We start from the raw sequence: 25,606 nt of genomic DNA on the forward strand, positions 1-25,606 counted from the left end.
TTTTCGGTTAGACAAACAAACGCTTGGGCTCATCTTAGCCATGCGTTTGTTGTGTTATTATGACGGTGTAGCGTATAAGGTCATAGCGATCCTTGCACGTATACGTTAGAATGAAGAAAAATTTCCGGAGGGACAGCTGATGAAAATTGGCAAACATACACTTCGGCTGCAAACTACAATTACTTTGATGATTGGTGCAGTTCTTATCATAATGCTGCTAGTGGTCTATGTGCTATTTAGTATAAAGGTTTCCTCACAAACAAAATCCTCGTTGGAACAAAAGGCTGTGATCATTTCCCGTACGTTATCGCGTAACCCTCTAATTATTGAAGCGTTAAACAAATCACGCAGCTCGTCTGAATTGCAAAGCTACACTGAGGAAATCCGATTGTTGAACAATGTGGAATTTGTTGTGGTCATGGATATGAATGCAATCCGATATTCCCATCCGGACAAGGACAAAATTGGTAAGCATTTTATCGGTGGCGATGAAGCTGCAGTCTTGCAGGGGCGGGAAAGTATCTCGGAAGCCGAGGGTTCTTTGGGCCCATCTGTAAGAGCGTTTTCACCTGTCTTCTCTGCAAGCGGGAAACAATTAGGAGCGGTGGCAGTAGGGATATCTCTGGGAAACATCAGACTTGCCATAAGAGAGAACGTGGGAATCCTTTATTGGGGATTGCTTATAGGCAGTCTAATAGGGGCTGCGGGAGCATTTCTGCTGGCACGTGTTATCAAAAAAATGATGTTTGGCATGGAACCGGCCGCTATTGCTAAGCTTTTGGAAGAGCGCAACTCCATGCTACAGTCAGTTAGGGAGGGAGTCATTGCCGTTGATAAAGATTCACGTATTACTTTGATTAATACAGAAGCCAGGCGTTTGCTTGCAGCCATTGGCATGCAGGATGATCCCTTGAACCAGTCGGTAGAGAGCTTTTGGCCATCACTGCGGATGAATACAGTGCTCAAAACCGGTGAAGCCAGCCAGGACTTGGAGGTGGAGCATAGCGGTGTTACGTTACTGGCAAACGTGGTTCCCATTCATGTAAAGGGAGCTGTAGAAGGTGCAATTGCCACATTCCGTGATAAGACGGAGATCAGCATACTTATGGAAAGGTTATCTGGCATCTCCTTATATGCTGAGGCATTGCGTGCCCAGGCGCATGAGTTTATGAACAAGCTGCATGTAATATTAGGATTAACACATATGAAAAGGTATGATCGGTTGGAGGCGTATATAACAAGTACTGTCACAACAACACAGGCAGAGATGGGAACGGTGGTGAGACAAGTGAAGGACCCTGTGATGGCGGGATTTCTATTGGGTAAGCTGAGCCGGGCCAGAGAAGCCGGAGTTCGACTGGTGCTTCTGGAGGATGGGGTTCTGCCGGAGCCTAGCGATCCGGAACGCTCCTGCCAACTCATTACGATAGTCGGTAATCTTTTGGATAATGCAATGGAAGCGCCGGAAGGTAGAGGCAGCAAATATATTCATTTCAGCTTTCAATATCAGGATAAGACGCTGATAGTTACGGTTAGCGATAATGGAAGCGGTATCCCAGATGAGAAATTGCCGCTTATTTTTCAACAGGGGTATTCGACAAAAGGAAATGACCGAGGCATCGGCTTGTATCTGGTTGAGCGGAGCCTTAAAGCTATGGGAGGTAAGATTGTTTGTGAAACAGGAAAGGGAGAAGGGACTCGATTTACGGTTAGTTTACCCTATCGAGCAAAGAGTGATGGTCAATGATTAGTGTATTGATTGTAGAAGATGATCCGATGGTAGCCGAGATGAATAAATTCTATTTGGAGCAAGTGGAAGGTTTTCAGTGTAAAGGCTGGGCAAAATCAGTGGGTGAAGCTCTGATCAAATTGGCAGATGAGTCTTTCGAGCTGATTCTGCTGGATATTTACATGAAAGAGAGCAATGGATTGGAGCTGCTGTCCGCTCTCCGTCGAGGCAGTAAACGAATAGATGTGATTATCATTTCAGCTGCGAGCGATAAGGACAGTATCCGAGACGCGCTTCAGAACGGTGCAGTCGATTACCTTATCAAACCGTTTGAGTTTCAACGCTTTCTCGCAGCCCTTTCCGCCTACAAGGAGCAGAATTTTCTGTTCCGCAATCAGGATTCCCTGGATCAGTCTGAACTAGATAAGCTAACCGGGTATAGGAAAGAGCCCTCGGCCGTTCAGGATTTATCCAAGGGCTTTACCCGGCATACATTGCGGACGGTCTGGAAAGCGGTGGAGACCCATAATGCAAATTCCTTTAGCACTGAAGAGATTGCAGTTAGTTCCGGAATCTCGCGGGTTTCGGTCGGGAAATATCTTGCCGTCCTCGCAGATATGGGAGCGCTGAACAGTGAATTGACCTATGGCACCATAGGAAGACCTGTACAGCGATATCGCATGTCTTCCCGCGGCAGTTCTGTGATTTCTAAATTCATATAATTTTTTGGAGTGGGCCGCCGGTTCCGTGTTTTATAAGGAATCGGCGGTTTTTGATTGCCTATTTTTGATAGCGCTTACTTTAATAATTTTTATAATTCAATCAATAATTACGTAAAAACAAAAGCGCTTTCATTTCCGCTACTATAAGGCTAGAAAAGAGTTTAGGAGGAAATGAAAAATGCAAAATACGATTCCATCACCTGTTTCCCAAGGAAAGGAAGGTCCCCTGCCAGAAAAGGCTGCCTTCATTCAAAAATGTAAGCAATTTAAGGTGGGTGTCTTTCCGCTCCCTGTGTATCTAGCTCTGGCAGTGGTCATTCTTCTTGCAAGTGTGGCGGGGAAGCTACCGAATGACATGATTGGAGGGTTCGCTGTCATTATGGTTCTGGGTATTCTGCTGAGTGATATCGGTATGAAGCTTCCCTTGTTGAAAAATATAGGCGGCCCCGCAATCATGGCCCTTATGATCCCATCCCTGTTAATTTACTTGAATTTGTTCAACTCTACTGTGACAGACGCTGTCACTACATTGATGAAAGAGGCCAACTTTCTGTACTTGTACATCTCCATCCTGGTGAGTGGCAGTATGCTCGGTATGCACCGCAAAACACTGGTAGCGGGTATTACGCGGATCTTCATCCCGCTGATCGTCGGGACGATTGCCGCAGTTATGGGCGGACTACTGGTAGGAACGCTCACAGGTTATAGCATGTATCATACTTTCTTCTTTATTATCGTACCGATCCTTGGCGGTGGAATCGGTGAAGGCATTCTTCCTCTCTCCATTGCATACTCAAGCATTCTGGGTGGACACGAAGCGGGTTATTACGTATCGCAGATGATCCCGTCGGCAATTATCGGCAACGTATTCGCCATCATTGTGGCGGGCTTCCTGAAACGTCTGGGCGAGAAAAAGCCCCATCTAAGCGGTAACGGTACACTAGTCAAATCCGGTGACGATCTACAGCATGACAATCCGGATAACAAACCCAAAGATTTCATGATGATGGGTGCGGGACTTCTGATCGCATGCAGTTTCTTCATTGTTGGGGCATTGCTTGCAGATTATGTAGGGATACCCGGACCGATTGTCATGATTCTGATGGCCGTACTGATCAAATGTGTCAAGGCACTTCCAGAAAGATTCGAAAATGGGGCTTACCAGTTGTATAAGTTCGTTGCTGGTAACCTGACATGGCCGCTCATGGTAGGTTTGGGCATGCTATACGTTCCTCTGAAGGATGTAGCTGCCATTATCTCTCTACCTTATGTGCTGACCTGCCTTGCCATCGTCTTCAGCATGGTGGTTTCCGGCTATTTTGTGGGAAGAAAAATCAATATGTACCCTGTCGATGCGGCAATTGTAACCGTCTGCCATAGCGGCTTGGGTGGAACCGGAGATGTAGCCATTCTCTCTGCCTCCAATCGTATGCAGCTCATGCCTTTTGCCCAGATCTCCACCCGGATCGGCGGCGTCAGCACCGTTATTGTGGCAACTATTCTATTGCGGTTTTGGAGCTGATTAGGATGTCAAGCATACGGCCAGAAAGCTTATAGAGAAAAATATATTGCAATTAACAGGAGGAACAGTAATGAAAATAATGGATGAAGTAATGAAGATGCATGTTGGCGGCAAGCTGGAGACCGGCTTGAAGAACCCTATTCGAAGCATGGAGGATTTATCCAAGGTATATACACCCGGAGTAGCTAAAGTGTGTCAGGCTATCGCCGCAGACCAAGATAAAGCATACGAATATACGATAAAGAAAAATTCGGTGGCGGTCGTTAGTGACGGAACAGCTGTACTCGGACTTGGCGATATCGGTCCCAAAGCAGCCATGCCGGTCATGGAAGGCAAAGCAGCGTTGTTCAAACAGTTTGCAGATGTGGACGCTTTCCCAATCTGCCTGGATACAAAAGATACCGAGGAAATTATCGCGATTGTCAAAGCAATCGCCCCTACCTTCGGAGGCATTAATCTCGAAGATATTTCTTCGCCTCGTTGCTTTGAGATTGAAGCGAGACTTAAGCAGGAGCTCGATATTCCAGTCTTCCACGACGATCAGCATGGAACGGCGATTGTGGTACTGGCTGGAATTTTGAATGCGTTAAGAGTATGCAACAAGAACATTAAGAATGTGAAGATAGTGGTGAACGGTATTGGAGCCGCCGGTATCGCCGTATCCAAGATGCTCCTGCATGCCGGTGCTGTAAATTTGATCGGTGTGGACCGCCAGGGTGCAATTAACCGTGCTGTCCATTACGATAAATCGCATTGGAGCGAGTTTGCACTAATTACAAATCCTCATCTGGAGATAGGTTCCTTATCTGAAGTTATTCAGGGTGCTGATGTATTTATCGGACTATCCGCCCCCGGTGCCTTAAAGCTAGGTGATGTAAAAAGAATGGCTGCTGATCCGATTGTATTTGCCATGGCCAATCCTACTCCGGAGATTGATCCTGAAATTGCCGTGCCTTACGTCAAGGTTATGGCGACAGGGCGCTCCGATTTTCCTAACCAAATCAATAATGTTCTCTGTTTTCCCGGTATTTTTCGTGGAGCCCTTGACTGTGGCGCTACTGAAATCAATGAAGATATGAAACTGGCTGCTGCAGAGGCGATATCTTCGGTAATTGACGCCAGTGATCTTCATGAAACTTATATTATGCCGAATGCGTTTGATCCACGGGTAGTGGAGCGTATCCGGGAAGCGGTTATTCGAGCGGCGCTCAAGAGTGGTGTGGCAAGAATAGGTACGTTAATGGAAAGCAATAATACATGATGTTAGGTAACTCTGCCTTATGCTTGTTTCTCCATTCGCTGGAAGAATATCCAAGCATGTCGGCGTAGGTATAACGCTTCGCGGTGGATTGCTGCAAGCGATCATTGGTTTGGCGTCTATGGGGATGATTTCTAATCTGCCGCTTCTTATCGTGATGAGGATCCTTTTTGTGGGGGGGATCGCACTAGCCGTTCCTTCACTTGTTTCGCTTGTTGGGCAAGTGGGCGGCAAGATGCGCGGGATAGCTGTATCTGTATATACTTTTATATTGTTTACAGGCACAAGCTTTGGTCCGATTATCTCGCTTCAATTGATGAATCATGTAAGTTATTTAATTACGTTTCTTCTATTGGCATGTATTCTGTGCATTGGGTTGCTAGCAGCATGTCTTATTCATCATGAGGAGGCAGGGGAGTTAAACAGCCAGTAAATTTGTGATCAATAAACAAAAGACGATGAAATGACATCATAACGATTGTTTATTCAAGGTAACTTCTTTTGAAGTTACCTTTTTACTTTGAAGTCACGTGGGCCCGTAATGTGGTCTGGAGAAGCTTATGTCCTAATGAAAATAGTTGTATAAAAATTTGATATACGCGCAGAGAAATTCCGGTGAATAGCGTCAAATAGAAGTGGACGTTAAAAAGATTTAATTTGGTTCATTATGTTCCTTGTTACAGTCGAACAGTGCTTAAGCTTTTTGTAAGAATCCGATAAGAAAAAAGAAAGTTCTGTTATGTACAATGTATGAAATGAGAGACTATAACTGTATTAAGGATGGTGGATGAGTTGGGTTTCAAAATACGTAAAACCACAGTGCAATCCGTCTGGATGATGTGGGAAAAAGCTTTTGCGTTGCTTTCACATTTTCGCGGATCGCATAAGTCGAGTTTTGGTATATGTACCGTGATGCTAAAAAAACACCGAGGACAGCCAATTGTATGCCAGGACGCCACGGTCATCAACCAGGGGGAGTGGGTGGGAGAGCTCCACCTCGATAATGGAAGCATCCTGAAGTTGATCCAGTCCGAAGGATCGGATCGTGCTGCACTCCAAACGGCTCGCATGCTGCGTAAATCAATGCAGCAAATCAATGAAGCCTTCGAATCGCAGTCCGAGTTCAGGCAGGTCAAGGCTTTATTGGGGATTACACTGCTCCATCGGGGATTAACACACGGTCTTGGTTTTGAACAACAAAATATAAAGTCCGGTGTTTTTGAACGCATCACCACCATTTATCTTCGATTGCTGCTGTCTGCTATGCATCCGGAAGGGAGACACAGAATCAGTCGGCGAACCGAACAACTGGTCCCGATGTTACTGATTCATTCACGGGCCTCACTGAAGAATAGGTTCTCACCCGGACAGAACTACTCTGGATAAGTCTTAAGCTTGTTATATGGAGGTGTAATTATTCTTACATATTTAATAGGAGGGATACTATGTACCGCCACTCTTTACATGTTTATTCCGAGTTTGATTACGCGAGTGAGCGGCTTTGGTGTCTTTCGCAAAGGAACGGTAAAAAAACAGGTGGCATTCACTTTTGACGATGGGCCACATCCGAAATATACGCCGATATTGCTGGATTTATTGAAGTTGCATCAAGTGAAGGCTACTTTTTTCGTGCTAGGATCGAGAGCGGAGCAGTATCCAGACCTGATCAGAAGAATGGATCGGGAAGGCCATCAGATTGGCATCCATAATTATTGTCATACCTCTAACTGGCTGATGCTGCCCCGTACTATTAGGCGAGAACATCTGGACCGCTCTGCTGATATTATAGAGTCTATAGTCGGAACCCGACCCAATCATTACCGTCCACCCTGGGGATTAATCAATCTATTTGATTTCTTTCGATACAAACAGTATCGAATTGTTCTATGGTCGCTGAAGGCAGGCGACTGGAACACCCGGGTCTGTCAAACCCGGATGCAGGCCACTCTGTTAGGTGGAATCACCGATGGCTCCGTTGTCCTACTTCACGACAGTGGTGAGACTGTGGGCGCGGACCGGCATGCTCCTTATTTTATGCTGCAATCTTTAGAGGAAGTGCTAAACCAACTGCAGGCAAGAAACCTGCAATTTGTTCGTCTTGACGAAATGTCTTGACGTATTCCAGTGTTTTTGCTGTTAAGACTTAAATTGTTTGCGGAAGCAGAGCGGCGAGATGCCCATCAATAATTTGAAGGTTCGTCCAAAATGGGAGGTGTTATCAAACCCAACCATTCCCGCAATTTCAGTAACATTAAAAGAAGAGCCGACCAGCAAATCACGCGCTTCTTTAATGCGGATGTTATTGATATATTCAATGAAGCTGAACCCGGTGGCTTCTTTAAAAGTTCGGCATAAGTAGGAAGAGCTTATGTCGAATTTCTGTGAAATCTCACAGAGCTTAAGCGGTTCCATATAATGTTGATTTACATAATTAACGATGTCCAGGACTTTCTTGTGTGTACGATTGGATTCCACCATTGGAGCAACACGGCTGTCGAATAGTTTACGATTAAGATAGAGGAGCAACTCCACCAATAATAGTTGTTGGTACTGTTCATATCCGCGGGCTTGCTTCTTCCCCTCCTGAATCATCTTCTGAAAAAGCTGTTCGATGAAATACTGATCTATACCGGTCATCTTCAAAGCGCGGTAATCACTTTTGAACAATTCGAGCAGTTCCTCACTTTGACCACCGGTACAAAAATGCTGCAGGAATTCTTTTTTAAACAGCAGTGTAACCCGTTCATACATATTGCAGCCGGAATTAACCAGTTTGTGCATTTCGTGAATATCCATAAATAGCAACGTACCGCCCGCAACCTGGTAGGTTCTGTCCCCTATAAAATAATAAAAATCCCCGGATATTAAATACAGAATCTCATATGCATCATGATAGTGTCTTGAAGGCATGCTGGTGTATACCTGTTTCTTGCGGCTGATCTCAAAAAGAGTAGACTCATAAAATACCGGTTTCATTCAGCACCTCCTAAGAGGATTGTAGACTTAATCTAGGGGTTATAGCAATATATGTATAAAAATTAATAATTACAAGAAAATACGTGCTGTTTGGACAAACTTTTTGAGATAAGCTTAAATTGAATTACCAAGTGTTGGAAAAAGGAGGGCTGTCATGCTCAGCTAGGTTGGGGATAAGGTTCGCTGCCACTCAAAGTTAAAGCGCTTAAACTATTTAATCAAAGGAGAGATTGCGGTGCTTAATTCAACGAATAGTAAGGTTTCCAAGAAGATGAGATTTTCATTGATGATCCTGCTCAGTTTTTCAATGATTTTTTCTTATGGCTATCTGTCCAGTGCATCTCAACAGAAAAGTTATGCGGCAGGGAACCCTGATTCTAATTTCTCACCGGCAACACTTCAATTCTTGCGCGACAACACAGGTCTGGATGGTGAGCAGTGGAACAATATTATGATGCTTGTCAACAAACCGGAGCAGGACGATCTGAACTGGATCAATTTTTACGGATATTGTGAAGATATTGATGATGACCGCGGATATACGATTGGAATATTCGGTGCGACTACAGGCGGCTCAAATGATACCGGTCCCGACGGTCCGGATCTGTTCAAGGCATATGATGCTGCCAAAGGCGCGAGTAATCCTTCGGTTAAAGGCGCATTGGCCCGGATCGGTGTCAAGGGTTCGATGAAAGGGAAGATCCTCGAAATCAATGAAAGCGAAGAGAGCTTCTGCAGAAAAATCGGCAATTTGCAAAATGATCCCGAGTGGAGAGAGGCTATGTGGAAAACGTTCTACAATATCTACATTAAATACAGTGTGGAGCAGGCCCGCAATCGCGGCTTTAACTCGGCATTAACTATTGGTTCCTTCGTGGATGCAGCGCTGAACCATGGAGCTACCGGCGGTTCCGAGACTCTTCAAGGGCTTTTGGGTAAATCAGGAAGCAGCACGGATGAGAAGACTTTCATGACCAAGTTCTATAAAGAACGGACCAAGATTGTAGATACTAATGAGTATAACGATCCGCCAAACGGCAAGAACCGTGTGAAGCAGTGGAGCAATTTGCTCAACATGGGAGAGACAGACCTGAAGGGTGCAGATTCGGCAGTCCTTCAAGTCACCGACTGGGAACTCCAATAACAGGAATGCGAGAGTAGACAAAACCGCCGTTCTTCTTGGAGACGGCGGTTCGATGATAAGTGAGATTAATGAAGAGGGAGATGGTCGAATGGATAACCACCAATCTTATCTCAAAAACAGATTTCCAAAGGTAATCAGTCTAATGGTTGTAGGTTTGCTGCTTGCCATGGAGTTGACCGGTTTTGTTTCAGCAGGAAGGGAGGGAAATGAGGAAGATCTTGCAAGCGAAGTTACTGCAGCTCAGGAAACGATTGCCCAGTGGATTTTTAAAGACAAAGGCGAGAACGGGGTATTTCCGGCTACAGGCGGGGTATATCAAACGGCTTCATCCATTCGTGATGTAGGAACAAATACGGATGCATACACCTATGAGCCCAGTGAGAACAGCGTACGCAACCAGGGCTGGCATGAAGGAACGGGCACTAAATACTGGCTTGCCACGCTTTCTACCCAAGGCTTCGAAGGTATCTTCCTCTCTTCACAGCAAACTTCTTCAAGTACAGGGCCTAGGGATTTTAAGGTGCAATACAGTATAGATCAGCAGGAATGGACAGATGTTGCGGGCGGCAACCTTGTTCTAGCCCAGAACAATTTTAATTGTTCCAATAATTCCTGCAAATTAACGAACCTCGTTTTGCCTGCGGGAACTAACAATCAAGATGTACTCTATATCCGCTGGGTGGTTAACTCTACGAAAAGCGTGAGCGGGGGAACAGTGTCCAGCTCAGGCTCAAGTAGAATCAAAGATGTAGTAATTAAAGGAACACGTAGCAACGGCGAACCTGGGGACACTCCCACACTTGAGGTAAGCAAAACTCCCGCTTCAGGGGCTGCAGATGTTTCCCTTAATGCAGAGATCACTGTGAAGTTTAATAAAGCCATCAGTCTCGATAGTGGTTATCAAGTTGAAATCACAGAAAACAATGTTCCTCTTAACAACATCTCTGCCTCGCTTCTCGGTCAAGACTCGGTCAAAGTTAGCCACCCCAATTTTACTGCCGGCAAAACTTACAAGGTGACCATCCCTAAAGAGCTTGTTAAGGGGGCTACGGATGGCCGGACACCGGAGAACGATATTACCTGGAGCTTTAAGACGAAGTCACCGGATACCGGCAACAAAACACCAACACTGCTGAACATGACTTTTAATGGGGACCCAAAGACAAGTATCGCCTTTGACTGGTATACAGCCGAAACTGTCAGAGGTACAGTAGTGCAAGTGGTGGAGGCCTCCAATGCGGGAGGAAGCGAGTTCCCGGAACAACTGGCAACCTCTTATGAGGGCAGCTCAACAGTTATTGAAACCTTAATGACATCAGGAGACAGAAGTTCCAAAAAGTATAAAAAGTTCGCTAGTCACAAAGTTATTACAAGCGGTCTCAATCCTGGAACTAAGTATATATACCGGGCCGGTAACGGTGATGCGGACGGCTGGAGCGAGGCGGGTTCTTTTACCACGGACAAGGCGGATAATCAGGATTTCCATTTCCTCTACGTGACCGACACCCAAGGCTCAAGTAAATCGAATTTCGATCTGTGGCAGGATACTTTTAAGAGAGCTATTGAGAAAACGGTAGATCCCAAGTTTGTTCTTCTTACAGGGGATCTAACGGATGATGGTGATCTGGAGCAGCTGTGGCAGTGGTTCTTGGGTGTGCCGAAAAAAGAATTTGCCAATGTGCCATTTGCACCGATTATCGGCAACCATGAGATAGAGGATTATCCGAATAATAACTTCTATAACCATTTTAATCTTCCAAAAGATGTCGGGACGGGTGCTCATGACGGGTCTGTATATGCTTTCGAATACGGCGATGCTCTGTTTATGCAAATCAATTCCCAGTACGAAGGGGAGGTCAAGCCGTACAAAGCAGATATTCAGTTCACGAAGCAATTGGAATGGATGCGGAATCAGGTGGCAAAGACCGATAAGAAGTGGAAATTCGTCTCTATGCATAAGGGAGCTTATTCCTCAGGGGATAATGCTTCGGCAGAAAGCGACCGGGTAGAATTTTACCGGAAATATCTGATTCCTGTATTTGATGAGCTGGGTGTGGATATGGTGTTTGAGGGACATGACCATATGTATATGAGGTCTTTTCAAATGCTAAACAACGTTCCGATTAAGAATGTCATTACCGATGAGCAAGGAAATGTGCTGAATCCCAAAGGGACTGTGTATCTAATGGGCAACTCGGCTGCTTCGAAATTCTATGCTATTAATCCAGACGCAGACACTTTTTTTGCAGCAAAAAACGATCAGCCCAACAAGAAAATGTTCGTGGATGTTTCCATTACAAACGATGTGCTGAAATTTACATCCTACACAGCAGTTAAAGATAAACCCCTTGCCGTCTATGATGCTTACAGTATCAAGCGGACTGACGTCAAACCCGGCATTGTCGAAAATCCAAGCGCAGTAAGACAGTCAGGGAACCGTGCAGTTCTTTCGTGGAAAGCACCAACAAATAGCCCTGAGCCGGTGCGAGGTTACCGGATTTATGAGAAAAATGATAAAGTTAGCACAAATTGGAGCGTGTATGTGCCGACGGTAAGCGGTCAGACGAGTTACAGCTATACATTAAACGGCATAGATTCTGCTAAATCCTACAATATCGTTATTAAAGCAGTGGGGACAAGAAATAACTCGCTTCCAGCAGAGGTAGGAATGCAATGAATCCTCGAAAAACAAAATTACTAACCGAATGTACCCTGGTTAAAAGACACTAGCTCACGCTAGTGTCTTTTTCCTTCCAAGGGCAAAGACCTATAAATATTGCACCTTATGTATATTTTATCTGTGTTTCGGAATTTTAATCCCCTTTATAATAAGGTTTGTAACAGGGTTGGTAGGCCGGCCGAGCTTTACAAAACGAAAAAGAAGAGGAAGCTACAATGTCAAATGAAGCAGGGAAAAAAATAAAGCTTTCACGAATCGGAAATTCGCTAAGGCAACAGAAATATCTTCAACTTATGGTGCTACCTGGTCTTATATGGCTAATTGTTTTTTGCTACATCCCTATGGTCGGACTTTTTGCAGCATTTTTTGATTATAATCCTTTTCTGGGAATTCTAAAGAGTCCATTTGTAGGCTTCGCGCACTTTAAAGAACTGTTTCACGATGAGTTGTTCTGGAATTCGGTAAGAAACATGTTCGGGTTAAGTTTAACGAAGACGGTTTTTGCCATCATCATGCCGATTTTGTTTGCCTTAATGCTTAACGAAATCAAGAATATGACCCTGAAAAAAATCGTTCAGACGGCGAGTTATCTTCCGCACTTTATCTCGTGGGTAGTTGTTGCAGGACTGTTTATTATGTGGCTCAACACCGATGGCATTGTCAATCATGTACTGATGTCGCTTGGTTTCACCAATGAGCCCCAAGCTCATCTGAATTCTCCCGGAGGCTTCTGGATCTGGATGGCAATTATTGACACCTGGAAAGAGACCGGGTGGTGGGCGATTATATATCTCGCTGCCATTGCTGCGATTCCTGTAGAACAATATGAATCTGCTGTGGTGGATGGAGCAAGTCGCATCAGAAGAATGATTAGCATCACTATTCCGTCCATTAAATCCACAATTATGATGGTAGTTATCCTTAGTATTGGAAGCATGATTTACGGAGGACTCTCCGGATCAAATCTGCAGCAATCTCTACTCTTTGGGAATTCGCTCAATTATGACAATTCCATGATTTTGGAAACCTATATCGTAAATATGGGGCTTTCCCAAGGTCGCTTCTCTTATGCTATTGCTGCAGGGTTAATCTTATCATTGTTATCGTTTGTGCTGTTCAGTGGAGCAAATGCAGTCAGCCGTAAGTTAACAAACACCAGTTTATATTAACAAGCAAATTCCCGTATAAAGTGAACCGTCAGGAGCGAAGGAAATGAAGGGAAATACAGAAGACAAAGTCATCAACATAGTTCTGTTTATTCTTATGTCGATTGTCACCCTGGTAACGTTGTATCCATTGTACTACTCATTCATCATATCCTTGAATGATGCCAATGACATCGCCGAAAAAGGCTTCATCTATTTATCTCCAAGAAAATTCACACTTGAGAATTTCAAGATTGTTTTTACAGAGAGCAAGTTAGCTCATTCATTCCTAATTACAGGGGCGAGAACGATTTTGGGTACAATTGCAAGCGTATTGTTTACTGCTTGCGTGTCTTACCCCTTATCTAAAAAATACTTGGCCCTTAGAAGCTTCTATATCCGGACGGGTGTAATCACCATGTATTTTTTTGGTGGAATCATTCCAACCTATCTGCTGCTCAACTCACTTGGATTAATTGATACCTTCTTGGTGTATATCATACCTTCCCTGTATTCATTTTTTAATGCCATTTTGTTTATTAACTTTTTTTCCTCCATTCCCGATGCGTTAGAGGAATCAGCCAAGATAGACGGTGCAAATGATTGGCGTGTTTTCTGGAAAATATTCCTTCCGTTGTCTGCGCCGATTCTGGCCACCGTGTCGTTGTTCTATGGAGTACAGCAATGGAATTCATGGTTTGATGCAGCCTACTACACCAATTCACCAGACCTGGCCACCCTGCAACTGGTTCTTTATCAGATCATCAGTCAATCGGAAGGAGCCGCGATTGCTGCAAATTATCTCGGAGCCGGTAAGCAGAATATTAACATTATTGATTCCATGAAGTATGCAACTATGGTTGTGTCCGTCGTTCCGGTAGCTCTCGCGTATCCATTCCTGCAGAAATATTTTGTCCAGGGCATGATGGTGGGCTCTGTAAAAGGATAATGCTCGATATCTAGGTCACTTGCCTTGATATATACACACAAAAAAAGGGGGAAAGAAGATGAGTAAGGGAAAAAGGATTGTGTCAATCTTTATGGCAGTAATGATGGCTGTTGTTTTTAGCGGGTGTCAATCGAATAAGGATGCGGAGAGTTCAAGTCAGCCAGCAACGGGTACAGAAGCAACTGCGGGTTCGGAAGAATTGACGCAGGAACCTCTAGTTATCAAGCATTTCTATAATTATGACTGGTTCAATGTCGATTGGACAAGTTCGCCCTCCGGTCAGGAAATTCAAAAGCAGGCCAATGTAAAGATTGAATTAAGCAAAGCAACTTCTGGTGATAATACCAAGCTAAATATGATGGTTGCTTCCGGTGACATTCCTGATTTGATTACAACCAACAAGGATGATCCCGCCATCGATTTAATGATCAAGAATGGCATGGTTTTGCCGATTTCTGATTTTATTGATCAATATGCGCCTGAGATTAGGGAGCAGAGTGAACCAGAGGTCTTTAAATACTACAACTATAAGGATGGAAAGCAATATTTCTTCCCGTCGTTTCTCGTTACCCCATATGACCTTCAACAATCAGATTATAATACGGTTAGCGGAGGTGATGGAGTAAGCGCTATCAGAAGTGATGTTTATGAGGCAATCGGAAAACCAGATATGTCAACGCCTGACGGATTCTTTAATGCAGTGAAAGCAGCAAAGGAAAAGTTTCCTAAGCTTACCGGCTGGTATTTCGGGGCTTTCAACAAAGATCTGACCTTCTTTAAAGCAGGTGAATTTCAAGGTTATATGTTCCCTGCTACCCAATTCGGCATCCATGTATATGATGTAAACGCGGATGGAAAGCTCACATCGGGTGTGCGTAATCCGAAATTCACTGAATTCGTAAAGTTCATGAATAAAATGTACACGAATGGATTAATGTCCTCTGAATCATTCGTAGATGCGCAGGATATTAAAGAAGCTAAGAAACAAAAAGGGGATACGATCGTATTCTCCGGGATCGTGAATGATTTTAACGAAACGATCAAAACTCAGGATAATCCGGAAGTGGGCTGGGAGCCTCTACCGTATTTCCCGGATGGTAAGTATTTCAAAGATGGCTCTGGTTGGACAGCTACGCTGATCTCCAAGAAAGTCGCTGACCCTGAACGGCTGGCTAAATTCATCTCTTTTATGACTTCTCAAACAGGTAGAGAGCTTGATGCTTATGGGGTAAAGGGCGTTCATTGGGAGATGAAGGAGATCGATGGGAAGCAAGTACCAAGACGGACTCCGGAATTCCAGACCTTATACGAAACCGACGGAAGCAAATATCAGAAGGAAACAGGGGTATCCACCTACTTTGCTTTCTCGGATGACTATATCCATGGCAGAATGGCTGCACTTACCGATTCCGAGAAGACAGATTACAGAAAGAACTTGGAGAGCATTGTCAAGCCGCACAAAGAAGCGGATATCGCATTGGGACTTATTCATCCATTGTCCACTTCTGAAGAAGGGATTATCCAAAATAAGCTCAATGAGCTCTCCAAAGCGTACTACCCTAAAATGGTTATGGCCAAGAACGAGGGTGCCGCTTTAGATACCTATAATGAGTTTGTGAAGAAGGCGGAAGACACCGGTTTGGCAAAACTGGAGGCTGCTTGGACCGCTAAGTATGCGGAGTTTAAATAAGTCAGCTTAGCAATAAAATAATGTTAATCAAAGAAGTGGATGAGTGTGACGAGAATCAGGCTCATCCTTCTTCTTTTCGCAAGGAAAACTCTTAAATCCACTACAAATCCGCGTTATACGTTTATTCGGGGGATACAATGAAGGAAACCATTAAAATCTGCAAAAAAGGGTATGACATTGTCATCGAGAAAGGTTCTGGCTGCATCAGGGAATTGTATGACAATAAAGATGCTAACCGGGTGAACCTTGTTGACCGCAACAGGCGATTCGGGAGCTTGGCCGCAACCTTTAAAGACAAGAAATCATACCATACAGAAATAAGCCATGTCGCAGAGTCCAAGAAACACATCGTTATAGATGACCAACTCATCACCCATTCTTTTTCTTATCTGAGAGGTTCCTGTGCCGTTTTTACCAATTTCGAATATAACTCCACCTTAAAATACGAATTTATGGACGAGTTTTTTATCCTTTCCATTGAAGCTGCAGACACGAATATCAGCCAATTCGGCATGAACCTTGATTTCAATTTTTTAGGGAAGTTAGGCACAGGATATGAGGATCAGGTGATCCCGACATCCCCCTATACCTCAGCAGACGGCAAAGCCTCCTATTATCTAATGACAAGGCCTAACGGCAGATGGGTTCTGGTTACCTCACCTCAACCCCTGGCTGGGTGGCGACTGGAGTATTCTCCCAATAATTTTGGACATTTTATTCTCGGATTGAAGATGTTTGAGAGCTTTGATGATGTTTTTGTTTCAGATTCAGGCACGAAACAAAAACATACGATAGCCCTTAGGATCGACTTTCCCGACACGTACAGGGAGGCCATGTCGCTTGCGAGCTCCGCCTTGGGATCCCCTGTTCCCTATTTTCCGGTTGCAGGGGGAACATTGGGGACAGAGCTTCCCATGACTATTGAAGGAGTATATAACAAAATTATCCTTCATTCACCATCAGGTAACAGCACGGATATTACAGAGCATGTAGTAGAAGATAGCGGCGGATATCAGGTTTCAATTAGGCTTTGTGAAGAGGGATTCTACAGGGTTGAAGCATTTGGAAATTCCCTGAACAGCCTGGACTGTGTATTATTCAGCTTCAGCGGTTGGAACGAGCTGTTCCGCAAGGCGAGCAGTACTATCGAACAACCCTATCACTGTGATGAGAATCTTGCTGAGGGAGGGGTGTGGTGCTGGGCTCTGTGTGAACATATCAAGCGGTTTGGGGTGGACCCGCAATTGGCGGACAGGGTTTTAGAACATATTGATCATAAAATATTGAATCTGTCCGGAGTCTCCCCTACGCCAGGATGCTCCATCGTACCTTATCCGCACAGGTTTGAGGGTCGGGAATATGGGCCTTACCATATCTTCGAGTCAACCCGAATACAAGAGCAGTTTTTTGGGGTGTCTATTCTTCTATCTGCTTATCAAGCATTTGGCAATTCAAGCTATCTGGAGTATGCGATTGATACCTTGCTGAACCTGCTCCATGAGCATATTGCCGAGAATGGGGCCATCCTGTGTTATGAGAAAGGAAGAGAGATCGATTATACCACCGTATGCGCCCCTGTAATTGCAGTGGTGGATATGGCGAAGGTGCTTGGGGAGAGGAGAGATCCCAGAGAGGCTGTCTTTCAAGCAGCAGCCGTGAAAATTGCGGATTATCTGCTGCAACGGGGATTTCATTTCCCTACGGAGGGGGATCAGGAATACTCACAGTCGGAGATGGAGGACGGCTCGATCTCCTGCACGGCATTATCCGTTCTGTATGTTTGCTTTCACATTGAATTCAAGCATGAATACATTCGATTTGCCGAAAGTATTCTACGGCTTCATGATGCCTGGAAGATGTACACGCCTGATGCCCGGATGTACCAGTCATCCTTCAGATGGTGGGAGACCATCTGGGAAGGCGATCAGGACGGCCCGTGCATCAATGCAGGACATGCCTGGACGATCTGGCGGGGAGAAGCCGATTTCTATTACTCACTCCTCACAGGGGATATGAACAGGCTGCTCTCTTCCTACAATGCTTATCTAACCAATCTCAGCAAGATTCAACAGGATGGCACTGTATATGCCTGTTATATTCCGGATTATATTCCTTATAGCACGGAACCTGGGGTGCTGGTCCACCGATACCCGCTGAAGCCAGACCATTCTCTCTCCAGGTATGTGTGGCCGCGGGCAGTGGACACCTGGTTTAAATCGAGCGGCATTCACAGCCAGAAGGGTAAGCCGATTGCTTTGAATGGTGAAGTTACGTTTCATGAAAATTGCCTGGTTTTTATGAGCACGGCTCCCGAGTTTAGTTATTTTTTTGTTGGTGATATAAGGGGAAGAATCAGGCTTGCTACAGAGAAAAGAATCACAATCATATCTCAAACAGAGTATTTGTCAGTATACCAGGGTCGTATTGAGGCTGCTCAGGGAATCCGTTGCGAGATTACACCGGAGAACAAATGGATTGAAATTGAATTAGGGTAATCTCCCATGCAAGAGGGCAGTAAAGCTCAAAAAATGTTCATTTTTTGTCGATTTCAGTAAGTATTGATATAATAAATACGGTCGCGGCAGTGGATATTGAGGGACAGAGAGGGACGAGTTATGTTAAGAATGCTTCGGGGACCCGTAAACACCAGCTATACTTGGAAGATCATGATTTCCTTTGTGCTTGTCCTTCTCATACCCGTAACCTTGTCGGCTGTTTTTATCTACATTCGGTCTGTCCAATATGTGGAGGATCAGTCTAAGACCGCCCTCAAGGAAGCCTTGGCAAAAGAAAAAGAGAATGTGCATCAAATTTTTAACGATTACCGAAAACTCGGGAGCCAAATTGCGCAATACCCTTTGCTGATTTCATATTTTGATGATTTATATATGTCCGATACCAACAAGATTGATTTTTCCTATCATTACCTCAATTCTTTTATGGATTGGGTCCGCAGCCTGGAGACTACGGAGTATCACTTCCGGTTCTTTACTGCGAATGACAACACCTTTCAGAATGAATGGATTTACCATTCTAAGCCTTACGGTAACGAAGCATGGTTTGAAGAAGCGATCCAGGCGACCTACAGCGCTCCATACTGGGAGAATCTCCACAAAGCCCGTATTTTGGATTATGACAAAGTCAAAAACCCAGCGATTCGAGATCAGGAAATCTCCTTGTTCGTGCCTATGTTATCCTATACAACCAACGATAGAAACACGCTGCTGGAAATTTTTATTGCACCTGACGCTATTTTTGGTGGTCTCGGCAAGATGGAGGAGTTCAAACAGGGAGCCGTGTTCGTATATGATAGCGTAGGTCAACTGGTCTATGAATCCAATAATCACCCGGCAGGTGTTCTCTCACAGCTATCCTCCCAATTAAACAAGGCTGAACAAAGTACAACCAATTTCGTTACGAAGGTGGGAAGCCAGTCCTTTCTGACGGAAATCCAGACATTAGAGAATCCTAACTACAGAATTATTGGAATGTTTCCTCAGAATCTGGTTATCCAAGAAACCACGAAAGCGCGAAACACCTTCGTAGTTTGTCTCGTAGCCGCACTTATCTTGATGATTCTCATCTCCTATGTTTTTTCCAGAAAACTGATGAAGAAAATAAAAAGGCTCGTAAAGGTCATGAGGAGCGTCCAGAAGGGCAACCTGAATACCCAAGTGGTAATTGAAGGAAATGATGAAATTGACGAACTCGGCAAGGATTTTAATAGAATGCTTAACAGGATAAATGAACTGATCGAGACGGTATACAAAACGGAAATTCTTCAGAAGGATGCGCTGTTGAAAGCGCTTGAGAACCAGGTGAATCCCCACTTTCTGTATAATACGCTGGAGACCATCAAGATGATGGCCGAGATCAACAGGGAAAGGGAAATCTCCGATGCGTTAACCTCATTGGGCGCTATGGTCCGCTACAATTTGACAAAAGACAACAGGCTGGTCATGATAACGGAAGAAATCGAACAAATCAGGAGCTATTGCAGTTTGCAGAATTTGATGATGAACGGCCGATTGGAGCTGGTATGCTCGATTGCAGAGCAGATATATTCGTTAAAGATGCTGAAGCTGATCCTTCAGCCGATCGTAGAGAATGCAATCCTCCACGGGTTTCGCAACTTTGATGGTCAATGTGTCATCAAAATTTCGGCCGAGGTATACCAAAATAATATCCGATTCACAATTTGCGATAATGGGAACGGCATTGAGCCCGGGAAGCTCAGAGCCTTGAGAGAACGGTTGGAAAACAACCATAAAAACAGGTTATCCCCAGGTGAGAACGGAATCGGTCTGTCCAATGTCAATGACCGGCTTAAGCTGGCGTATGGAAGCTGCTATGGTATAGAGATTGAAAGTGAAATGAGGGAAGGAACCCGAATTTATATCAGCATTCCGGTTATTGATTAACCAAGGAGGGATGAACGTGTATTCATTATTGATCGTAGATGATGAGAACATCATTAGAAAAGGGTTGCGAGTGATTATCGACGATCTTGGGTTCTCGTTCAGGGAAGTGGTGGAAGCCGAAAATGGAGTCCAAGCTTTGGCAATATATGAGAAACACAAGCCGGATATTATTATAGTCGATATTCAAATGCCTCATATGGACGGTATTGAATTTCTTAAAAAAATAAGGGATATAGGTGCTGATAGCCGGGTTATTATTTTCAGCGGCTACAGTGAATTTGAATATGCCAGGGAAGCTATTCGTTTTAAGGTTACCGAGTATTTGCTCAAACCGATCAAGAGACAGGATCTGGAGGCTGCCCTGAAGAGGGCTTTGGACGATCTGGACCAGGAAAAGGGAACGGAAGAACTGCCTCCTGGGAGCCTCTCCGAGACAGATGGGAATATGCTTAAAGATATGCTGCTAAGCGCTGGTGGGAGCGATGAGGTCTTTCAAATGTTTTTATCCGAACGAAGGATTGAAATGCCTTGCCCGCATTTCATCATTTTATATGCACAGTTTACCCACCTGCAACTTTTTTCAGATGCCGGACAGGGAAGTATTCTCCCTGCAACTATGCTCGGCAGTAAGCTGGTGGCAATGTTTCCTCAGGTACTGTCTGTTCCGCATGTGAAAAACAGTGTGATCTCTATCATCAACATAAAAAAAGGAGACGGTTTGAGAGAACTTCGAGCCTCCTTAAACGAAATAAATGAATATCTCCGGGAAAAAGGGCTTCGAGTAAACTGGGGAGTCAGCGGTATTAGCAGTAAATCTGTGCCTCTGTACACGCTGTTTAGGCAGGCCAAAGCCGCCTTCATGGAAAAATTGGTATACGGCGAAGGGAATATTTATTTTGCAGATGAACTGCCTAAACTCGCTGACAGGTTGCACTTTAACGAATCTGATATTACCCAAATGATATCCATGCTCAGAATGATGGACACCGGGAGGCTGGAAGTCTTCATCAATCAGAGGTGCAATGAGACAAGTATAAAAGGAATGGTAACGGTGAAGGAATACCAGGACAAGCTTTGCAGCTTGCTTATACAGGTGGGGTCCGGTATAAACGGTTCCGAAAAGGCCGGTGTTTTTATGGCTAATAACATCTATCAATTCGTGGAGGAACTGGAGGAATGTACTTCTTTACCGGCGGCCAATAAGCGCTTTATTGATACTTTAGTATTGATAAGTACCTATGACCATAAAGAAGGAACAAAATCAGGAGACAATAAATCAATTGCGCTTGTCAAACTATTCATCCAGAAGAATTTCCACAAGGTAATCAATCTCGATATGCTGGCAAATCAGGTTTCCATGAATCCTTCCTACTTCAGTGTATTGTTCAAAAAGGAGGAGGGCATATCCTTAACCGATTATATTGTGAATGTCAGAATAAACAAGGCAATGGAATACCTAATAGATCCCCAGTTCAAAGTGTACGAGGTCGCAACCAAAACCGGATTCAATGATGAGAAGTATTTCAGCAAGGTATTTAAGAAAAATGTGGGAATTACACCTAAGGAATATAAAGAAAAAAGCATATTCCACATGTAGGTTTATTTTTAACAACAATAAATGCGATTTCAATAAATATGGCACGCTTTCTTGAAATTTTCCATTCTTTTTTACAGGCAGTGTTGCTAATATTCAGATTGTAGTCCCCTACAACACAAGTTTAGAGGAGGAGAAAAAATGACTTGGGCTAAGAATAGGTTTTATTGGATGTTTTTTTTATCTTTTTTGGTAGCGTTTACAGTCGGTTATGTCCGGCATGCCGAAGCAGCAGGAACTAGTACAGTCTATCCGTTTCCGGCAAGTCTCGCTTCAAACAGCGATTTTCAGGTGTGGGTCGAAAACACTTCATCACCCGTATGGACTGCACCGGGAATGGCCGCTACCCCCAAAGCAGTTACCAGCTTCGCATTCACGGGTACGGTGACTGTTAAGGTACAGTACAAGTCCAATTTCACATCAGCTAATATTATGCCTTCCCAATACGGAATAACGTATACTAAACCGGCGGCCAACCAGCTTCAGTTCACGTTAAACGATTATAAAAAAAGCAAAATTATTATTCAGATCGACAACGATCCGAATAAAGAGCTTTTCTTGTTCGGGGATCCGCCTGTAGCGGCGCCTCCTGCCGGTGCAACCGTCTATCAAGCAGGGGCGCATTATCCCGCTAATAATGAACTCACGATGCAGGACAATCAGACGATTTTCCTCATGCCGGGAGCTGTTCTGCATGCCAGAATTGATACCGCTAACAATTCCAACCTAAAAATTCTGGGCCCAGGAATTGTTGTTGCCTATGATACAGGTGTGAATCCGAATGAATCAGAGTTTGAAAACAACATGGTATTCTATAAATCCAACAATGTCGAGTTGCGGGATTTCATCCTGGTACGAAATTTTAACGACAATCTGATCCATCAACTGGTTGTACGCAATACGGACAATGTGTCCATAGACAATGTTAAAGTTATTAGCGATGCTAGATGCTCTGACGGTTTATCGCTTGGTGGAAATAATGGGGTAGATGTTAAGAATTTCTTCAGTGTATCCGGTGATAATAATCTTGTCATTGGCTGGTGGGGCAAAACCGATAATGTAACGATCGATAATTACATTGCTTATTTCCCCGAACATGCCGGCATTGCTCAAACTTCAGCCATCTTCGCTCAGGGGATTGAGGGAACTAAGCCGGGCGAGGATACCAGCTCGATTGGAACTGTTCGCATTACTAACTTCTATGCCATAAAACAAACAAATGTACTGGGAAGCATATGGGGTAAAATTCAGGACAATATCGATAATTTTACGATCGAAAATCTCTATACCGAGCCGGGTTCGACTAGGGACAACTTGCTGTATTTTGACCTGAATGTATCCTCCAATAAAAATTTCAACCTGAAGAATGTATACTTTGATAAAACCACTGGAGGCTATCTTAGTGATAAATATTATGTAAGATTTGACAACGTATATTATAAAGGCAATTTGGTCGCCAATACTTCCGCTGCTAATGTTACAGGCTCTGGGAAAGTTCAAGTGTTGAATGGGACATCCGGGAAGCACTATGAATTTGAAAATGGTCAATTGAATGGGCCAATTGCCGCCAATAAGAATTATGCATCCTTTGGAAAAGCTGTGGCCGTTATGAACAGTGTAGGGAGTTTCGCGGAAGTTACAATAGATGTGCCTGTAGCCGGAGACTATATACTGGATATTGCCTATGCGAACGGATCGGGGGCGGATGCCGCCCAAAGCGTCTATGTAAATGGAATTTACAAGTTCCAGGCATCATTCCCCAAGACAAATGCTGGATGGGACCAGTCTGCCTCCTCATGGAAGAAAGTATCTGGCGTCGGAACGGTAAACCTGCAAGCGGGGACCAACAAAATTAAAATCCAAAAGGATTCCAATGACCTCTACACAGCAGACCTTGACTATCTTGAGGTAACTTTAAAGCCTATCCATGTGGAGATGGAAACCGGAACCGTTGAACCGTTGGTGGAGGCGCGCTGATTGTAAACAAGTACTATGCCTCCGGATTGAAGGCTGTAGGGGTTATGGATGCTGTAGGAAGCTATGTCAATCTCACCGTAACCGTTCCGAGTGTATTTGTTTTACCAGGCTCAATTGGTTCCATTTGAGTACAAATGTTTTCATGTATTCCCTCCGATTTTAATATGGAAATATTACTAAGCCCAGCCAGCAGTTGTAATGAGGTAAGTTAATATTTAACGTTAGTTTATCATGAAAATTGTCGGCCATGTACGAGTACCAAAATTTGTGAAAAGGTAATTGAACGATATGATCGAAACAGTAAAAAACCACGAAGTACAGTTTCACTGTATCTCGTGGTTTTTTAAGATTTAGGTATTCTATGCTTTTAACATCATTACTTCAACAACCATAACGCCGGGGAATTGGCAGGCTCCCAACTGGTTAGCGATGTATGGGCTTGACGACATTCATACACAGAACCATTATAGGTTACCAACGCACCGACTGTGTAAGAGGTATTAGGTGCCCAAGCTGGGGTTGTAGACGCTGTCGCGGTTGTTCCATTGATGGTGCTGGCCACTGATTGATTGTCTGCGGCGTCGAAGGCATATACATTGAACGTATATGTTGTGCCTGCACTAAGACCTGTTACTGTATAATCCGTTGTGGAGCCAGGTACAGTGGTGATTAATGTCGTTCCTCTATAAATACGGTAGCCTGTAACACCAACATTATCCGTTGACGGAGTCCACATTAACTGAATGCTGGATGATGTTGGGGTCCCCATAACATGTAAGCCGCCGGGGGCTGTCGGTGCTTGCGTGTCATTACCGACGGGTGCATCGGTAGTAACACTGACGGAATTGCTTCCATTTGAGATATTGCCAGCAGCGTCTCTTGCCTTGACACTAAAGGTATAGGCAGTATTCGCGGTTAATCCCGAAACGGTGTAATTTAATGTTGTGCCGGATACGGCAGCGACCAAAGTAGATCCGTTAAATACTTGGTACTCTGTCACACCGGTATTGTCCGTGGATGCGGTCCAGGCTAAGGAAACGCTGCTGGATGTTTTTGCAGTTGACGTCAAAGCTGCTGGCGCGGAAGGCGCTTGGGTATCTACCGGGTTGCTGCCGCTAAAGTTGACATCAATGACATTATAGAAGGCGTTCGGAGTATCTGCGACTTCCCACACAGCCAAGATGACGTGATATCCACTACGTTCTGGAACGTTACAAGTGTCTGAGTAAGAGAAGGGTGGCTGAACACCTCCATAGTTCACCGAACAGAAAGGAGTAAGGTCGAATGAATCCCGAGTAAGAGCGGAGTTAGGATTCCAGTTGGGCTTTGTAATATAGTATTTCCAGCTTGCCGTCGAATGAGCGGCAGTCAGTTTCCAAGTGAATGTATTTTGTCCAGCAGATATGTTGACTTTAGACCAGCGTGTTGCCGATTGTTCATCAAGCTTAGGAAAAGCTCCGTTAGCACTTGCAATCTTCCCGTCTGCTGGCCCTGCAGCAGGGAACCCCTTAGGGGCCTCTAGACTTTGGGGCTCATAAACAATCGGGCCACAATCTGTATTTTGTCCGGATTTACAGAGTGCTGCCCGGCTAGCAGGTCCTTCAACATAGCCGTGAGAAAAGGACCTTTCCGGGAATAACATTATAACCAATGAAAAAATCAACATGATACTTCCATAAGCTAGAAACTTTGCCGAAGGTGAATGAGAAATGCGAATGAATGACATTTTATTCCTCCTTTTTTTGAAATATGCACTACGAACGAATGTTACATTCAGAACCGAACGTCTTGTCTCAATT

The 25,606-nt window shown here is 44.3% G+C and carries 17 protein-coding genes and 1 pseudogene; 16 read left to right on the forward strand and 2 right to left on the reverse strand.

Going from position 1 to position 25,606, the window contains the following annotated elements; genetic code table 11:
* Positions 1 to 139 precede the first annotated feature (139 nt).
* The 7 genes and pseudogenes from dcuS (at position 140) to MKX60_RS14905 (ending at position 7,346) form a co-directional block, all read left to right on the forward strand.
* The gene (dcuS, locus tag MKX60_RS14875; RefSeq protein ID WP_341060193.1) at positions 140 to 1,747 is read left to right on the forward strand and encodes a DcuS/MalK family sensor histidine kinase; all 1,608 of its coding nucleotides are present in this window, start codon (positions 140 to 142) and stop codon (positions 1,745 to 1,747) included.
* A complete protein-coding gene (locus tag MKX60_RS14880) occupies positions 1,744 to 2,451 on the forward strand; it encodes a response regulator (protein ID WP_076286516.1) in 708 nt (235 codons plus the stop codon). The genes dcuS and MKX60_RS14880 overlap by 4 nt, the downstream gene beginning before the upstream one ends.
* Positions 2,452 to 2,629: 178 nt before the next feature.
* Positions 2,630 to 3,973, forward strand: a complete 1,344-nt coding sequence (locus MKX60_RS14885; RefSeq protein ID WP_341060194.1) for a 2-hydroxycarboxylate transporter family protein — start codon at positions 2,630 to 2,632, stop codon at positions 3,971 to 3,973.
* 70 nt (positions 3,974 to 4,043) lie between these two features.
* The gene (locus tag MKX60_RS14890) at positions 4,044 to 5,234 is read left to right on the forward strand and encodes an NAD(P)-dependent malic enzyme (RefSeq protein ID WP_341060195.1); all 1,191 of its coding nucleotides are present in this window, start codon (positions 4,044 to 4,046) and stop codon (positions 5,232 to 5,234) included.
* A gap of 19 nt (positions 5,235 to 5,253) precedes the next feature.
* Positions 5,254 to 5,664, forward strand: a pseudogene (locus MKX60_RS14895) (MFS transporter); the annotation flags it as partial.
* Positions 5,665 to 6,011: 347 nt separating this feature from the next.
* Complete coding sequence (locus tag MKX60_RS14900) at positions 6,012 to 6,617, forward strand: YkoP family protein (RefSeq protein ID WP_179085852.1); 606 nt, start codon at positions 6,012 to 6,014, stop codon at positions 6,615 to 6,617.
* Between the two features lie 78 nt (positions 6,618 to 6,695).
* Positions 6,696 to 7,346 (forward strand): polysaccharide deacetylase family protein, encoded by a 651-nt coding sequence (locus tag MKX60_RS14905; protein ID WP_179085854.1) that lies wholly within the window; start codon positions 6,696 to 6,698, stop codon positions 7,344 to 7,346.
* Positions 7,347 to 7,367: 21 nt separating this feature from the next.
* Here the strand turns inward: MKX60_RS14905 and MKX60_RS14910 are convergent, their stop codons facing one another.
* Positions 7,368 to 8,207, reverse strand: coding sequence for an AraC family transcriptional regulator (locus MKX60_RS14910; protein ID WP_042189655.1), 840 nt, complete (start codon positions 8,205 to 8,207; stop codon positions 7,368 to 7,370).
* 271 nt (positions 8,208 to 8,478) lie between these two features.
* On the opposite strand from MKX60_RS14910, the gene MKX60_RS14915 reads away from it, so the two are divergent.
* The 9 genes from MKX60_RS14915 (at position 8,479) to MKX60_RS14955 (ending at position 23,807) form a co-directional block, all read left to right on the forward strand.
* On the forward strand, positions 8,479 to 9,351 hold the full coding sequence (locus MKX60_RS14915; protein WP_076286561.1) for a chitosanase: 873 nt from the start codon (positions 8,479 to 8,481) through the stop codon (positions 9,349 to 9,351).
* Between the two features lie 88 nt (positions 9,352 to 9,439).
* Positions 9,440 to 12,028 (forward strand): metallophosphoesterase, encoded by a 2,589-nt coding sequence (locus MKX60_RS14920; RefSeq protein ID WP_445670760.1) that lies wholly within the window; start codon positions 9,440 to 9,442, stop codon positions 12,026 to 12,028.
* Between the two features lie 218 nt (positions 12,029 to 12,246).
* Positions 12,247 to 13,200, forward strand: a complete 954-nt coding sequence (locus tag MKX60_RS14925; RefSeq protein WP_076286513.1) for an ABC transporter permease — start codon at positions 12,247 to 12,249, stop codon at positions 13,198 to 13,200.
* A 43-nt stretch (positions 13,201 to 13,243) separates the two neighbouring features.
* Positions 13,244 to 14,125 (forward strand): carbohydrate ABC transporter permease, encoded by an 882-nt coding sequence (locus MKX60_RS14930; protein ID WP_076286512.1) that lies wholly within the window; start codon positions 13,244 to 13,246, stop codon positions 14,123 to 14,125.
* A gap of 58 nt (positions 14,126 to 14,183) precedes the next feature.
* Positions 14,184 to 15,815 carry an extracellular solute-binding protein gene (locus MKX60_RS14935; protein WP_042189649.1) on the forward strand — a complete coding sequence of 544 codons (1,632 nt, stop codon included), beginning with the start codon at positions 14,184 to 14,186 and terminating at the stop codon, positions 15,813 to 15,815.
* A gap of 137 nt (positions 15,816 to 15,952) precedes the next feature.
* On the forward strand, positions 15,953 to 18,310 hold the full coding sequence (locus tag MKX60_RS14940) for a hypothetical protein (RefSeq protein ID WP_076299303.1): 2,358 nt from the start codon (positions 15,953 to 15,955) through the stop codon (positions 18,308 to 18,310).
* A 120-nt stretch (positions 18,311 to 18,430) separates the two neighbouring features.
* Positions 18,431 to 20,236 (forward strand): sensor histidine kinase, encoded by a 1,806-nt coding sequence (locus MKX60_RS14945; protein ID WP_341060197.1) that lies wholly within the window; start codon positions 18,431 to 18,433, stop codon positions 20,234 to 20,236.
* A 28-nt stretch (positions 20,237 to 20,264) separates the two neighbouring features.
* Positions 20,265 to 21,833, forward strand: coding sequence for a response regulator (locus MKX60_RS14950; protein WP_341060198.1), 1,569 nt, complete (start codon positions 20,265 to 20,267; stop codon positions 21,831 to 21,833).
* A 138-nt stretch (positions 21,834 to 21,971) separates the two neighbouring features.
* The gene (locus tag MKX60_RS14955; protein WP_340971150.1) at positions 21,972 to 23,807 is read left to right on the forward strand and encodes a hypothetical protein; all 1,836 of its coding nucleotides are present in this window, start codon (positions 21,972 to 21,974) and stop codon (positions 23,805 to 23,807) included.
* A gap of 376 nt (positions 23,808 to 24,183) precedes the next feature.
* Here the strand turns inward: MKX60_RS14955 and MKX60_RS14960 are convergent, their stop codons facing one another.
* Positions 24,184 to 25,473: a lytic polysaccharide monooxygenase gene (locus tag MKX60_RS14960; RefSeq protein WP_445670761.1), complete on the reverse strand. Its 1,290-nt coding sequence runs from the start codon at positions 25,471 to 25,473 to the stop codon at positions 24,184 to 24,186.
* Positions 25,474 to 25,606: the final 133 nt, after the last annotated feature.

This window comes from Paenibacillus sp. FSL R5-0914, assembly GCF_038004525.1.
Classification (GTDB): Bacteria; Bacillota; Bacilli; order Paenibacillales; family Paenibacillaceae; genus Paenibacillus_AQ.